Raw genomic sequence first — 14,701 nt, 5'->3', positions numbered from 1 at the left:
ATTATTTTGCATAGTACACGAAGTACATTAAGAAGGTAAATGAAAAATATAAGACAATCACTTTAGCAATTGTAACTGCTTGTTTAGGGTAATATTTTTGTTTAATAAACGGGTAGATAATGACAAGACCGATAAGAAACCATGATAAATAGGCAAATCGATTTGAAAAATTAGCGCGTATGACTAAAATCCAGAATGCATTGCAAATTAAGTAGGTGTTAAAAATATGGTTGTAAAATTTATCGTTGAATTTTTTCTTATAAATAAAATACCAACCAACAAAGACAGCAGAAGCACTATAGATTACAAAATCCCATCGAAATCCTGTGCTACTAAATGCAGAGGCGTCTACTTCACCTGTTAAATAACCTGCCAAACGATCGTCTCCAAACCCTAAACTAGCAAATAAAGAAATCCATACACTACCCATTACTAAGGATAAGGGTATTGAAGCCAGCCAGCCTAAAAAATAAAGCCTAGGCTTGTTATATAGCATAGTAAGACAATAGGCTGCAATTGGCAAAAGTGTGGTTTTGTGAAACATAGCAGCAACTATAAAAAATAAAGACATAAAAACTTTATTATTGCGGTAACATAAGCCCCATAAAAAAAGCGATGTAGCTAGTCCATTTCGTATACCATTAGTACCATAGGACCAAAAAGAAAAAGAAACTACAAAAACAAAAAACATATAGAACCAATAAGAGGGAAATAATTTTTTGGATAATTTGTACATTGGATAAATGTATATAAAGGCACTGGTGAGAAACATGCCATATACAGAAGTAAACATACTAAGTGTTTTTACATAGTAATGAAAGAAAAGGTCTTTATCTGTAGTGATTGATCCTCCATTTGCATAATGAAAAAAATATTTAGAATATGTATTCATATCTCCAAAATAACGTCCACTAATCGGTCTTAAACCAATATATAGTATTAACCCAAACAAAAGAATAATTCCCGAAACTTTTAAAAACGAAATATTTTTTCTATTATTTAGAGGTACTGTATAGGCGTGTAATACGTTTGCCAAAACTAAAAATAAGGCAAAGTAAATGTAGATATCATAATAATTTTCTAAAGGAACAAAAGTTATCATTGGTTTGAGGTTGCTATTATTTAGTTATATTTTTTATGTTAAATAACTTTAACCATTTCTGCATTACTGTTTCTGGTAAAAATAGTTTAGCTTTCATACGAGCATTGATAGATAGTATTTCTAGTTCTTTTTTATTATGTATAACTTCTATTATTTTACTACCTAATCCTTTAATGTCATCTGCTGGGGTTAGAAAACCATCTTTAGTATCTGTTATAATATTTTTTGGACCATATGGACAATTAAAAGAGATAACAGGCAACCCACAAGACATAGCTTCTAGTAATACCATAGGAAAACATTCTGTTTTAGAAGACATTACATACAGGGATGCTTCTAGCATTTTGGATTCCAAATCATTTGTTTGACCACGCAAAAAAATGATTTCCGATAAGTTTAATTTATTTATTTTTTTTTGTAACTCATCAAGATCTTGTTTACTACCTTCTCCGTAAATTTCTAATTTCCAGTCAGGAATCGATTTGGCAACATACGACCATGCTTCTATTAATTTGTCAAACTGTTTTACAGGAGCTATGCGGCCAGCACTGATGGCTTTGTTATTATTTAAATTACTTTGTTTACTTGGATAATGTGAAATTGCATTTGGAATTATTGCAATATTATCAGATTTAAAGTGTTGTTTTTCATCAATGGTTAATAACACTAAAGAATCATATTTAGACTCGATGTAATCATTAAATTTATAAAATTGCTTTTTAAAAAACGATTTATTCTTTTTTCTTTCTATAGATCTAAAGTATCTTGAAGAATGAAATTCTTTAATTTTTTGAATTCCTTTTAAAATAAAGGGTAGAAAATAATAATCAAACTGTAGGCTTAATGTTACTATATTATCTGGCTTAATTTTATTTAATTCTTTTTTTAAATTTAAAAAATGTTTAGGTAATTTCAGTACATTTTTTGGGTGAAAATAAGATTTATTACGGTCATAGTTTATTTCTAAATCAATAAATTTTACATTAGAATTTATATCATAACAAGGTTTTTTATTTTGCTGTTCTGTTGTAATTATATAAATTTCAGCTAAATTATGTTTAATAAAATAGTTTGCTTTGTTGGTAAGTACACGTTCTGCACCACCGTGTAAATACATTTGATCCGTTAAATAAACTATTTTCTTCATGTAGTACTTTACTTTAAATTGTCTTTTAAAAAAGCAACTATTTTTTCAGAAGCTAAACCATCACCATAAGGATTATTAGCTTCAGACATTTTTAAATACAAGTCATTATTTTCGAGTAGAGTGGATACCTCATTACATATTATATCCTTATCAGTTCCTACTAATTTAACAGTTCCCGCAAGGATACCTTCTGGTCTTTCTGTAGTGTTTCTCATGACTAAAACGGGTTTTCCTATTCCTGGAGCTTCTTCCTGAATTCCTCCCGAATCCGTCAAGACAAGGTAACTTTTACTCATTAAAAATACGAATGGCAGGTACTCTAATGGCTCTATAAAAAAGACATTTGATTTATTGCTATCACTACCAAAAACTTCATTTATAGGTTCTCTTACATTTGGATTCAAATGCATAGGATATAAGAAATCTACATTTTTATGCTTTTCAGAAAGTTCTTTTATCGCCTTACATATATTCAAAAATCCTTCTCCAAAATTCTCCCTCCTATGTCCTGTTATTAGGACTAGTTTACGTTTGTTATTGATCCAATTTTCAATAGTTTCTTGATCAAGATGATTATTTTTAAGAATTTTATAAATGTTTTCCTTAATTTCTATATCCTCTTCAATCTTTTTAAGAACTAATTGTAGAGCATCTATTACAGTATTTCCAGTTACAATTACGTTTTTCTCTGAAATTCCTTCCTTAAGTAAGTTTTCTTGACTTAGCTCCGTAGGGGCAAAATTAAAAGCAGCTATTCTTCCTGTTAACTGCCTATTCATTTCCTCAGGCCAAGGCGAGTAGATGTTGTGTGTACGTAGACCAGCTTCTATATGTGCAACAGGAATTTTTTGATAAAAAGAGGCTAAGGCTGTTGCTGTAGAAGTAGTTGTATCTCCGTGAACTAATACTAAATCGGGTTTAGTTTCTGCTAACACAGTTCTCATATTTAATAAAACTCTGGAGGTAATATCATATAAATCTTGACCTTGTTTCATAAGATTTAAGTCAAAGTCTGGTATAATATTAAAAAGATCTAAAACTTGATCTAACATTTCCCTATGTTGCGCAGTGACACATACCAATGTTTCAAACGAATCTGGATATTTTTTAAACTCTTTTAATAAAGGGGCCATTTTTATGGCTTCAGGTCTAGTTCCGAATACTAATAATACTTTTTTCATATGTGCTTTTTTAATGCTTTTAGATTAAGAATCTTTATTAAAAATTCAACATTTTTTACACCAATGATTCTCATTAACCATTTTTTTATAGCAGTCATACGCTTTTTTTTCATAGGCATCCAAGACCCAGAAAAATGGTGTATGCAATAGGTGTTTTCTGTAGCTTCGATTTTCCCCGTTACTTGTGACTTTGGACAAAAGTAATCTTTAGGAAAAAGATGCAATTCATTATCAATACATTGATATTTATTATTAGGTATAAACCCTAATTTCTTAGTCATATCACCTATTATAAACGTGTTTGTTAAGGTATCTAATGTACCGTTTTCTAGTTTAAATGGTTTATTGTCGTAATATGATATAAGGTAATTAACCCATTTACCATCTTTTACACTAGCCATTATTCCTGTCGGTATATTTATTTCATCTTCAAAACCAGAAAAAGCTGGATATTTAAGAAATCTATCTAAGTTTTTTAATACTTCTACATCGGTATCCATATAAACACCTCCGTGATGCTTTAAGGCGTAGAGACGAACATAATCAGTTACAAAAGCATATTTTTTAGCTTCATAAGCCTCTTTAGTAAATTGGCAGCTGTTTACATCAAATGAATCTTCATTCCAAAGGTAGAGTTCATATTCTGGTAAATATTTTTTCCAAGATGCAATGCATATTTCTGCCAACCGGGGCATTTTCCCTCTTCCAAACCAACAATAGTGAATAACTTTTGGTATCATAATTTATTCTTTTTTAAGTATCATTTAACTTTTTGATTGACAATTTTTTTTAAGCTATCTGCTAGCTTATGGTGTTTTTCTAAATTTTTAACCATAGTGTCTTTGGTAACTTTTCCAGGTAAATCAAAATTAGCAGTATATGAACCGGTTTTACTATCAATATCTATTCTATTAAACAATTCTAGGATACCATCGAATCTACATGAGTCTACAAAACTATCAAATCCATTAACAAATATCACAGGTGTACCCATAGCCAAACAAGGCAATGCGCAATGTATTCTCGATGTTATAACCAGTTTTGCTTTGGCATATTTGTGTAATAAATCTTCTGCCATAGCAAACTTTTCTTCATCTGAATAGGTATTTGCGGGAGGTTCTTGATTTACAAAATGTGCGCTTTCTAAAACTTCCTTACTAATAAAGTTTTTAAGGTGTTTTTGTTTTTTTCCTAATTGAAATGCAGTACCATTTAAAATATTTTTAATAGTATGTTTTGTACTATAAAAAACTTTACCAGCTCTGGGGTAACTATATAATGGATCTACAATGTAAATATCATCTGTACGCTCACTATCGTCTACTTTGTAGGTATCCAGTGTTAGTGTTAGGCAACCTGAGAAATACGCATCAATCCCTTTAGCTTTTAAAGTATCCGCAGTAAATTGATCTCTACAACCTATAGGTGCATGCTTTTTTAAATATGCAATTCCTTTTTCACTTAACATAAAAGGTGCAGCAGTATTGTTCATATGAAAAGAAACAAAGATTGGGTCTATATCTTCAGAAGGTACCCAGTTTTTTATATTGTGGGTAAACCAACCGTTTAGGATTAGTTTTGTTTTATCTCCTTTGTAATCTGCTAACTTTTCACGATTGATAAATTCATCAACTTGTGGAATAAATTGTTTGGCTGCTAAGCTTTGAATATTATCACCAACATTAAAAAAACGTTTGTTTTCATCATAAGTTAATAGTCCGTATTTCATATTTTTTTGTTTTAGTATTACTAATACTAGAGTTAATGGTCGTGTGTAAATTAATTATATCTAATTTTTTTATACGTCTTATAAGCGTTTCTAAATTTATGTCGTAGTATAAATTTAAGCTTAAAAATGGGTTTCGTTTTTTCTAAATCAACATTTACAAGGCTTTCTAAATCCAAATTAATAAATGTTTGAATACTTTGTTTTTCAGTTTCTTTGTTGTTCAGAACAAAAAAATCGGTTATTTCTGATGCCTTTTTCTGCAAGCACTTCCATTCATACTTTACACCTGTAGACATTACCGTATTTGCTTTAAAATTATTTAAAAGTAACGAGTATATATTAGCAGGTACTTTAAAGCCATAATCGTTTGGGTTGCTATTGGCTAAAAGTAATCCAAAAATGGTACGTTGGCACTTTGCGCAAATACTACAATTATACCCATCTCTTAACTCTGAATAACAGACTCTTAATTTTATGGGAGTATGGTTATTTTTAGTAAAAGCTACAATATTGTCAATTTTATCGGTTCGTCGTAAATGGTATCCATCATGAATTACAGTACTATTAGACCATTTCATCTTTTCATCTATATTAGGTGAAGACCCCCAGCCAAAATCAACTTCCTCTGTATTAGAAGATCCAATAAGAATTTTGGAAATTCCCAGTTGATAACCTAAAGGAGCTATAACACCTAACAATGACATGCCATGTTGTATTTTACCCCACCAGCCAATATTTACTAAAAGATCAACCTTATAGGTGTAGAAGTCACGTACATTTGTACTAATATAACACAATTTGTCATTTGCTACGATTTCTTCTTCCGTATTGTAACGTTTAAAATCTTCCCATCGTTTGTGATCATTTATTTCTACATCTGCACCATGAATAGATATTAAGTAAGGATTACTTTCATAATTTCTAGTATAGGACTCAAAAGAGTCTAGACCGCCACTAAATAGTAAAGCAGTTTCTGTACCAGAAATTATATTTTTCACTAATTTTTTTGAAATAAGTTCTCCTTTAATTGTTTTGTTTGGGTGGTACTTTGTAAACTCTTTTTTTAATTCGGTTAAGGAGTTAAAAAATATTTCATCTACTTCATCTACCACTACATCAAATCCTGCAAACCATGCTATAGGCATAATATTTGCTAAAAAAGGTATTACGGCAATGCTACTAGGAGTATTACTTATCTCTTTTTCATAAGTTACGTAATAAGGATTTTCTTTATTAAAATATTTTTGGATATCCTTACTTAGTTCATAGTCATATTCTATTGTAGAATTATCATTAGTAAATGATATATTCTTTAATGTACATTTTTTCATTTACGTATTTTTTTTAATAAGCTATTCATGGGCTTTTTAAATAAATCTTTCTCAAAAGGAATTAAGCCTAAAGTATACATAAGTGTGCCATATACTATAGTGTAAAGTATAGCCTTGTATATAAAATTAAACCAATCTTCACCTGGTATGAGGTTTATAAAATAAGCTATACCAAATACCAGTAGTATGGCAATACCTGTTTTGCTTAAAAGTTGTTTAAAAAAACGAATAATATTTAAGCCTATTTTTTTGTGGTAATAAAAATTCATTACATTTTGCACTATAACCCAAGCAACTACAGAACCAGTAATCATACCCAAAGCACCATTTTCTTGCGCTAATACCGCACCTAGTATGGTACCAAGTATCATAAAAGAAAGGTATAGAATCGCTTTAAATGCTAATTTACTTTTTGCTTCTAAAATTGAGTTTCCAAAACCTTGTACAAGTGGTAATGTATATGCTGCCATTATCATAATAGCAATGAGCCAAGCTTCATAACTACCTTCTGCTCCTAATGTTTTACCGACCCATAACAAAACAAATTGATGTCCGAAAAACAAAAATGCTCCAAAAATAAACATCAGGACAATAAAGGAAAGTCTTCCAATCTTTATCATCATATCTGTTAATTCTTCTCCTGTAGCTTTGCCTACAGTCATCTGTGTTGCTCTTGGTAAAAACACGCCAGAAATAGCAGTAGAGAATGCTCCGTAATAGGTACCTAATGTAATACCAATACCATAAATGGTTAATACTTCTGGAGGGCTTGTACTACCTAATACCCAGTGACCTGCTTTCCATTGGAAAATACTCACTAGTGCAAAGACAAAAATCCACCCAGAATAACTAAAAATTTGCTTTATAAAAACAAAAGAAAAACTGTGTAATTTTATTCTAACCTTCAATTTCTTAAAGACAAAAGTTAATGTAATTACAATAATTAGTAAGTTAAATACGGTATCTAGAATAACAAGTGAAATAGCTTTGCCACCTAATGTTAATACCGCTACAACAGTAAGAGAGCGTGTTATATACCGAATAATATTTAATGTCTTAGGAAATACAAAAGATTCGTAACCGTAGCAAATGCCCGTAAAAGCAGCACCTGGCAAACTTATAGCTAGGTTAAAAATTAAAATACCAAATATGGTCTTGGCTATTTTAATTTCTTCCCCATTCATTTTTGTAAAATAGGAGTCTATAAAGTAATTGTAAAACACAAGTCCTATAATTACAATTACTGCAGATATCACAAAGAAAATAAGCATGGTGGTTGCCAAAAAGTTTTCTTCCCCCTTTTTATCTTTCTCTGCTCTATACTTGGCTACAAAACGTACAATGGTACTATTTAGTCCAAAATCTAATAAAGATATTGTACCTACTAGCGCGCCTATGGTAATATATATACCATATTCTGAAGCTCCTATGTAACTTAAAATAAAAGGAGTTAATAAGATGCCCACTACATTTGTTAAAAATATAGTGGCATAATTTAAAAAGGCTCCTTTTTTTAATTGACTCAAAATGGTTTGGTTTTATGTTTACAACTAGTGGTTGCTAGTATTATAGTCTTCCGTGTACTGTTTTAGGATCTAGTATGCCTTTAACATCATACAAAATACCATTTGGCTTAAGTAAAGATTGTAGGTCTAGCTCCAAAAACTCTTTGTGTGCAACGGTTAATATAATTGCATCATAAGTACCTTGAGGTACGGTGGTAGTTGTTTCTAAATTGTATTCATGTACTACTTCTGCTGGGTTAGCCCAAGGATCGTAAATTGTAACCTGTGTACTATAACTCTCTAGTTGTTGTATAACATCTACAGCGCGTGTGTTACGTACATCTGGGCAGTTTTCTTTAAATGTAATACCCAAGACTAAAACATTCGCGTTCTTAATTTTTATATCTTCTTGTAGCATTAGTTTAATAACCTCAGAACCTACATAGCCACCCATGCTGTCGTTTAAACGTCTACCTGCTAATATAATTTCTGGATGGTACCCAAATTCTTGGGCTCTTTGTGCCAAATAATAAGGATCTACACCGATACAGTGACCACCAACCAAACCTGGCTTAAATGGTAAAAAGTTCCATTTTGTACCAGCGGCTTCTAGTACAGCATGTGTATCTATATCCATTAAGTTAAATATTTTAGCCAGCTCGTTTACAAAGGCAATATTAATATCTCGTTGCGAGTTCTCTATTACTTTTGCCGCTTCGGCTACTTTTATAGTTGGTGCTAAATGGGTGCCTGCTGTAATCACAGATTTGTATAGCGCATCTACTTTTTGTCCTATTTCTGGTGTAGAACCAGAAGTTACTTTTAATATTTTTTCTACCGTATGCTCCTTATCTCCCGGGTTTATACGTTCTGGAGAATAGCCAGCAAAGAAATCTACATTAAATTTTAAACCACTAACTTTTTCTAATACAGGAATACACTCTTCTTCTGTTGCACCTGGGTACACCGTAGATTCGTAAATTACAATATCTCCCTTTTTTAACACCTTACCAACAGTCTCACTAGACTTGTATAATGGAGTTAAATCTGGTCTGTTATTTTTATCTACAGGCGTAGGTACTGTTATCACAAAATAGTTACAGTCTTTAATGTCTTCTAAATTGTGAGAGCAAAACAAACCAGTGTCCATTTGCGCATTTGTACGCAATACACCTTGCAACACAGCATCTTCAACTTCTAGGGTGCTATCTGTTCCAGATTGTAATTCAGCAATTCTACCTTGGTTAATATCAAAACCAATTACAGGATATTTGGTTGCAAACAAGCGTGCTAATGGCAAGCCCACATATCCTAATCCTATTACAGCAATTTTTAAAGTACTCATAATGTAGTGTTTATTTCTTAAATTATTTTAAATTTTCCCAGTACCAATCTACGGCTTCTTTTAGGCCATCTTCAATGGTGTATTGTGGGTTGTAATTTAATAAGTTTTTAGCTTTGTCTATAGAGGCCAAAGAGTGTGGTACATCTCCTTGTCTTTCTGGACCAAACGTAACAGCAACATCTTTAATTTTAGGGTCAAACTTACTTAGGTATTCTTTTAACAAAGTAGTTAACTCATTTAAGTCTGTACGCTCGCCACAAGCAACATTGTACACTGTATTTACAGCTTCTTTGTTGGTTGTAGTCAGCGCTAAAACATTCATTTGTATTACATTGTCTATATACGTAAAATCTCTAGAAAAAGATCCGTCTCCGTTAATTTTAGGAGACTCGTAATCCATAAACTGCATTACAAATTTAGGAATAACAGCGGCATAAGCCCCTTTAGGATCTTGTTTTCGTCCAAAGACATTAAAATAACGCAAGCCAACCGTTTCTATACCGTATGTTTTAGAAAAAATATCAGCATACAATTCATTCACATATTTTGTTATGGCGTACGGAGACAACGGTTTTCCTATCACATGTTCTACCTTAGGTAAACCTTTAGAATCGCCATACGTAGATGAGCTAGCAGCATAAACAAAACGTTTTACACCATTATCTCTTGCAGCGACTAACATATTTAAAAAACCAGATACATTAACAGCATTACTTGTAATAGGATCGTTTATAGATCTAGGAACAGAACCCAAAGCAGCTTGGTGTAAAATGTAATCTACGCCTGTAGTTGCTTTTTTACAATCGTCTAAAGTACGAATGTCGCCCTCTATTAATGTAAATTTTGGGTTGTTAAAGTGTTGTTCTATGTTTTTCTTGTGTCCTGTAGCAAAGTTGTCTAAACAAGTAACTTTATTGCCATTTTTTAGTAAAGCTTCAATTAAATTAGAGCCAATAAAACCGGCACCGCCAGTTACTAAAATATGCAAGTTAGCGTCTAGTTGTAATGTTGTAATATCCATTTATTGTTTTTGAAAATATACGAGTGAATTTAAAGTGCGAAATAACTGCTTTTTTATTTAAAGCAATGTTATTTCCGATGAATTGTAATTTATAGTGGTTAAAGTTTTAATATCTCTTTTAAAATTGCCGTTTAGGAGCTAATTTATTTTAATTTTTGTGTCTAAATAAAGTCGATTTTAGCTAAAAAAACCAGCGTGTAAAAAGTGAAGCAAAAAAGAGTTTTTTGTTATTGTTTTGTAGGAGCCTCATATAGGGCAGGATTGTTATTTTTATTCTTGGCATTAAAGTTGGTGTAACTCTAAATTGAAGAAAGATTGGGTGCTAAGTAAAGCCTTACACAGTATTTAATCGATTTTTATACAAGTTTACCGATTTATTAAAGTACTACTCCTTAAATGAAAAAAATTACGATAAATTTGAAAATTAGTAGAGAATAGGAAACACTTTTATTCGTATTAAATTAAATATATGCCAGAACAAAGTAAAATATGGTTGTCATCTCCGCACATGGGTGGAGAGGAACAAAAATTTGTAAAAGAAGCTTTTGACACCAATTGGATAGCTCCTTTGGGACCAAATGTTACTTCTTTTGAAAATGCAATAGCAACCTATATAGATAGTAATGTGTTTACTGCAGCGCTTAGTTCTGGAACAGGAGCAATACATTTGGCATTAGAGATATTAGGTGTTTCTGCTGGTGACGAGGTGCTATGTCAGACATTTACTTTTTCTGCATCTGCCAACCCAATAAAATATTTGGGTGCTACTCCTGTATTTGTAGACTGTGAAGTAGACACTTGGAATATGTCTCCTAAATTATTAAAAGAAGCTATTGTAGATAGAATTGCAAAGGGTAAAAAACCTAAGGCAATAGTAGCGGTACATTTGTATGGGATGCCGTATAATGTTACCGAAATTACAGCTGTTGCAAAAGAATTTGATATTCCTGTAGTAGAAGATAGTGCAGAAGCTTTAGGGAGTACATTTAAAGGTGAAAAATGTGGTAGTTTTGGTGCTATTGGTATTTTATCTTTTAATGGAAATAAAATAATTACAACATCTGGTGGCGGCGCATTGGTTACCAAGGATGAAAACATAAAGAATAAAGCAATTTTCTTAGCGACACAGGCTAGAGAAGATGCTCCTCATTACCAACATAGCGTTGTTGGGTACAATTATAGAATGAGTAATGTCTTGGCCGGAATTGGTCGTGGACAAATGCTTGTTTTAGATGAAAGAGTAGCGGCTAGAAGAGCAAATTATCAGTATTATTACGATAATTTACAAACAATAGAAGAAATTGAATTTTTAAACGAACCAGAAGGTTCTTTTTCTAATAGATGGCTAAGTTGTATTTTAACACCATCTTTTAAAGTTAGAGAAGAAATTAGATTACTATTGTTAGAGGAAAATATAGAGTCCCGTCCGTTATGGAAACCGATGCATTTACAACCTGTCTTTAACGGTTGTGCTAGTTATATGGATGGAACATCTGAAAATCTTTTTGAAAGAGGCTTGTGTTTGCCAAGTGGTTCTAATTTAGAAAAAGAAGATTTAGAAAGAGTTGTACGTATTATAAAGTCTAAGTTTTTATGATTAAAAATTACTTAAATAATAATGTAGCTAGATATGCCTCTAAATGGCTTGTCTTGGGTATAGATGTGGTTGTTATGATAATTGCCTTTATCCTATCTTACCTTATTAGATATAATTTAACGTTGGAATTTGATGTGGCACAACTGCCGTTTCAGATTCCTATAGTGGCTGTTGTTTCTACCGTGGCTTTTTTAATAACAGGTTCTTATAAAGGAGTTGTTAGACATACAGGGGTTAAAGATGTCTACAACATTTTTAACGCGATTTGCTTGTCTAGTATTTTGATGATTTTATTGGTCTTGGCGAATAAGAAATTGGCTGTTTTTGGGTGGACAACCATTCCTTTACAGATTATTATTGTACACAGTTTAATAGGCTTTTTGGCATTATCTGCTTCTAGATACTTATTTAAATCTTTATACAATACCATAGTTAATAAAAGCTTACACAATACAAAGCGTGTTCTAATATATGGAGCAGGTGAGTCTGGTATTATTACACACAGTGCCATTACAAACCATTCTAAATCTAATGTAAAGGTTGTTGGGTATATAGATAACAATAACAAAAAGGTAGGCAAAAGTATAAACGGAGTTAAGGTATACAGTAAACAAGATCTTAATGAGGAGTTTATTGTTGCAAATAGTATCTCTGAGGTTATTTTTTCTATTCAGAATATAAACCCTACAGCGTTAAGAGAGTTGGTAGAGGGTATGGTAGATTATCCTGTGAAGGTTAAAATTGTACCGCCAGTTGAAGATTGGATTAATGGGGAATTAAAATTCTCGCAGATTAAACAAGTACAGATTGAAGATCTATTAGATAGAGCACCCATAACTATTGAAAATTCTAAAATATCTGGGGAATTAAAAGATAAAGTAGTTGTAGTTACAGGTGGTGCAGGTTCTATAGGGAGCGAGTTGGTGCGCCAAATATGCAAATACGATTATAAATCTTTAATTGTTATAGACCAAGCAGAATCTGCTTTGTACGATTTACAACAGGAATTAAAACAAAACGGATTTCATAACTTCTTACCTATTGTTGGCGATATTAGAGACAAGAATAGACTAAACCATATTTTTACAGAGCACAATCCAAGTATTATATTTCATGCAGCAGCATACAAGCATGTTCCTTTAATGGAGTATAATTCTTATGAGGCCATAAAAATTAATGTTGCGGGTACAAAGGTGTTGGCAGATTTGGCAATACAGCACAATGTAGAAAAATTTGTGTTTGTATCTACAGATAAAGCGGTAAACCCAACCAATGTTATGGGGGGTACCAAACGAATTGCAGAAATGTATATTAGTTGCATGCAGCAAGAACAAAAAACGAAGTTTATTACGACTCGTTTTGGTAATGTTTTAGGTTCTAATGGGTCTGTAATTCCGTTATTTAAAAAACAAATAGATAAAGGAGGTCCGTTAACCGTGACACACAAAAATGTAACTCGTTTTTTTATGACTATTCCAGAAGCATCTCAATTGGTATTAGAGGCTGGAGCAATGGGAGAAGGCGGAGAGATCTTTATATTTGATATGGGTAAATCTGTTAAGATATTTGATCTTGCTAAGAACATGATTAAACTTTGTGGTTTAAAATATCCTGAAGAAATGGATATTAAAATTACAGGACTTAGACCAGGAGAAAAGTTGTATGAAGAGCTTTTGGCGAATGGAGAAAATACAATGCCTACGTATCATAAAAAAATAATGATAAGTAGAGTAAGAGGACTAGATTATTTAAAAACACGTTCTTTAATAGATGAGTTGTGTATAAATAATATGTTCTTTAAGTCTAATACCATAAGCTTAATGAAACAAATAGTTCCAGAGTTTATCTCTAGCAATTCTGACCTTTGCGAAGTAGATAAAGAAATGGCAAAAGACAAAGAACAAAATATACTAACAAACATTAACTAAGTAAACATAACTATATGAAAACCATCCAATCAATTTTAAATAAAGTTCTCCCATTTTTTATCATTGCAATTTTATTTTCTTGTGCTTCAAAAAAAGATGTAGTTTATTTTCAAAACTTATCTGCTTTTGAAACAATGGTAGCTACAGAAACATACACGCCAAGATTAAAAGTGGGTGATAAAGTAGCATTGAGTATTACAAGTGAAAATCCAATTGCAAGTGCACCTTTTAATATGTCTACGGGTGTTACGGCTAGTGGTGAACAAGCAACTGCTGGGATGACGTATTATTTAGTAGATGTAGATGGTAACATTACATTGCCAGTTTTAGGAGTGCAACAAGTAAAGGGAATGTCTATTCCTGAGGTAAAAGCATCTGTACGAAGTAAATTAATAGATGGTGGTCTTTTAAAAGATCCACAAGTAATTGTAGCTTTAGATGGTTTTAATATTACTGTTTTAGGACAAGTTAGATCTCCAGGTACATTTTATATTCCAGGACAACGTATTACAGTATTACAGGCCTTAGGTTTGGCAGGTGATTTAGATATTACAGGGAATAGAAGTAACGTTTTAGTAATGAGAGACTTTAATGGTACCAAAGTGTCTACACGTATAGATTTAACAAGAAAAGAAGTTTTAAATTCTCCTGTATATTACCTTACACAAAACGATGTAATTTACGTAGAACCAAATCAATCTAAAATTAACGAATCTAAATCTAGTAATAGAGCCTTAACATTATCTGTGGCTTCTTTATTATTAACACTAACAACTACGGTTGTCGTTTTATTAAGAAACTAAAATTAGATACAA

The 14,701-nt window shown here is 31.8% G+C and carries 12 protein-coding genes; 3 read left to right on the top strand and 9 right to left on the bottom strand.

The genetic code is table 11. From position 1 onward, the window contains the following. Position 1: 1 nt before the first annotated feature. Genes M4I21_RS03125 through M4I21_RS03085 form a run of 9 tightly spaced genes read right to left on the bottom strand, consistent with a single transcriptional unit; the run spans position 2 to position 10,361 of the window. Positions 2-1,102, bottom strand: coding sequence for an EpsG family protein (locus tag M4I21_RS03125; RefSeq protein ID WP_249557568.1), 1,101 nt, complete (start codon positions 1,100-1,102; stop codon positions 2-4). Positions 1,103-1,118: 16 nt separating this feature from the next. Beyond that, entirely contained in the window at positions 1,119-2,249 is a 1,131-nt protein-coding gene (locus tag M4I21_RS03120) for a glycosyltransferase family 4 protein (protein WP_249557567.1), read from the bottom strand. Positions 2,250-2,257: 8 nt separating this feature from the next. Then, positions 2,258-3,430: a non-hydrolyzing UDP-N-acetylglucosamine 2-epimerase gene (wecB, locus tag M4I21_RS03115; protein WP_249557566.1), complete on the bottom strand. Its 1,173-nt coding sequence runs from the start codon at positions 3,428-3,430 to the stop codon at positions 2,258-2,260. Further along, positions 3,427-4,170 carry a glycosyltransferase family 32 protein gene (locus M4I21_RS03110; protein WP_249557565.1) on the bottom strand — a complete coding sequence of 248 codons (744 nt, stop codon included), beginning with the start codon at positions 4,168-4,170 and terminating at the stop codon, positions 3,427-3,429. The genes wecB and M4I21_RS03110 overlap by 4 nt, the downstream gene beginning before the upstream one ends. Positions 4,171-4,190: 20 nt before the next feature. After that, positions 4,191-5,159 carry a polysaccharide pyruvyl transferase family protein gene (locus M4I21_RS03105; RefSeq protein ID WP_249557564.1) on the bottom strand — a complete coding sequence of 323 codons (969 nt, stop codon included), beginning with the start codon at positions 5,157-5,159 and terminating at the stop codon, positions 4,191-4,193. 50 nt (positions 5,160-5,209) lie between these two features. Then, the gene (locus tag M4I21_RS03100) at positions 5,210-6,490 is read right to left on the bottom strand and encodes a hypothetical protein (RefSeq protein WP_249557563.1); all 1,281 of its coding nucleotides are present in this window, start codon (positions 6,488-6,490) and stop codon (positions 5,210-5,212) included. Then, the gene (locus M4I21_RS03095; RefSeq protein WP_249557562.1) at positions 6,487-8,016 is read right to left on the bottom strand and encodes a lipopolysaccharide biosynthesis protein; all 1,530 of its coding nucleotides are present in this window, start codon (positions 8,014-8,016) and stop codon (positions 6,487-6,489) included. The genes M4I21_RS03100 and M4I21_RS03095 overlap by 4 nt, the downstream gene beginning before the upstream one ends. Positions 8,017-8,056: 40 nt before the next feature. Then, positions 8,057-9,340, bottom strand: a complete 1,284-nt coding sequence (locus tag M4I21_RS03090) for a nucleotide sugar dehydrogenase (RefSeq protein ID WP_249557561.1) — start codon at positions 9,338-9,340, stop codon at positions 8,057-8,059. Positions 9,341-9,362: 22 nt separating this feature from the next. Next, the gene (locus M4I21_RS03085; RefSeq protein ID WP_249557560.1) at positions 9,363-10,361 is read right to left on the bottom strand and encodes an SDR family oxidoreductase; all 999 of its coding nucleotides are present in this window, start codon (positions 10,359-10,361) and stop codon (positions 9,363-9,365) included. A 469-nt stretch (positions 10,362-10,830) separates the two neighbouring features. On the opposite strand from M4I21_RS03085, the gene M4I21_RS03080 reads away from it, so the two are divergent. The 3 genes from M4I21_RS03080 to M4I21_RS03070 are packed head-to-tail and all read left to right on the top strand — an operon-like array spanning position 10,831 to position 14,689. Further along, complete coding sequence (locus tag M4I21_RS03080) at positions 10,831-11,958, top strand: aminotransferase class I/II-fold pyridoxal phosphate-dependent enzyme (RefSeq protein WP_249557559.1); 1,128 nt, start codon at positions 10,831-10,833, stop codon at positions 11,956-11,958. Next, positions 11,955-13,886: a polysaccharide biosynthesis protein gene (locus M4I21_RS03075; protein ID WP_249557558.1), complete on the top strand. Its 1,932-nt coding sequence runs from the start codon at positions 11,955-11,957 to the stop codon at positions 13,884-13,886. Before M4I21_RS03080 ends, M4I21_RS03075 begins: the two co-directional genes overlap by 4 nt. Positions 13,887-13,900: 14 nt before the next feature. Further along, a complete protein-coding gene (locus M4I21_RS03070; RefSeq protein WP_249557557.1) occupies positions 13,901-14,689 on the top strand; it encodes a polysaccharide biosynthesis/export family protein in 789 nt (262 codons plus the stop codon). Positions 14,690-14,701: the final 12 nt, after the last annotated feature.

It is taken from the genome of Cellulophaga sp. 20_2_10 (assembly GCF_023476645.1).
Lineage (GTDB): Bacteria > Bacteroidota > Bacteroidia > Flavobacteriales > Flavobacteriaceae > Cellulophaga.
The sequence above is the reverse complement of the archived record's forward strand: the minus strand, read 5'-3'. Positions and strand labels throughout refer to the sequence as shown.

Coding starts and splice junctions, on each gene's coding strand:
- M4I21_RS03105 (WP_249557564.1), bottom strand. CDS start 5,159: ATGAAATACGGACTATTAACTTATGATGAAAACAAACGTTTTTTTAAT.
- M4I21_RS03120 (WP_249557567.1), bottom strand. CDS start 2,249: ATGAAGAAAATAGTTTATTTAACGGATCAAATGTATTTACACGGTGGT.
- M4I21_RS03090 (WP_249557561.1), bottom strand. CDS start 9,340: ATGAGTACTTTAAAAATTGCTGTAATAGGATTAGGATATGTGGGCTTG.
- wecB (WP_249557566.1), bottom strand. CDS start 3,430: ATGAAAAAAGTATTATTAGTATTCGGAACTAGACCTGAAGCCATAAAA.
- M4I21_RS03125 (WP_249557568.1), bottom strand. CDS start 1,102: ATGATAACTTTTGTTCCTTTAGAAAATTATTATGATATCTACATTTAC.
- M4I21_RS03070 (WP_249557557.1), top strand. CDS start 13,901: ATGAAAACCATCCAATCAATTTTAAATAAAGTTCTCCCATTTTTTATC.
- M4I21_RS03085 (WP_249557560.1), bottom strand. CDS start 10,361: ATGGATATTACAACATTACAACTAGACGCTAACTTGCATATTTTAGTA.
- M4I21_RS03110 (WP_249557565.1), bottom strand. CDS start 4,170: ATGATACCAAAAGTTATTCACTATTGTTGGTTTGGAAGAGGGAAAATG.
- M4I21_RS03075 (WP_249557558.1), top strand. CDS start 11,955: ATGATTAAAAATTACTTAAATAATAATGTAGCTAGATATGCCTCTAAA.
- M4I21_RS03100 (WP_249557563.1), bottom strand. CDS start 6,490: ATGAAAAAATGTACATTAAAGAATATATCATTTACTAATGATAATTCT.
- M4I21_RS03080 (WP_249557559.1), top strand. CDS start 10,831: ATGCCAGAACAAAGTAAAATATGGTTGTCATCTCCGCACATGGGTGGA.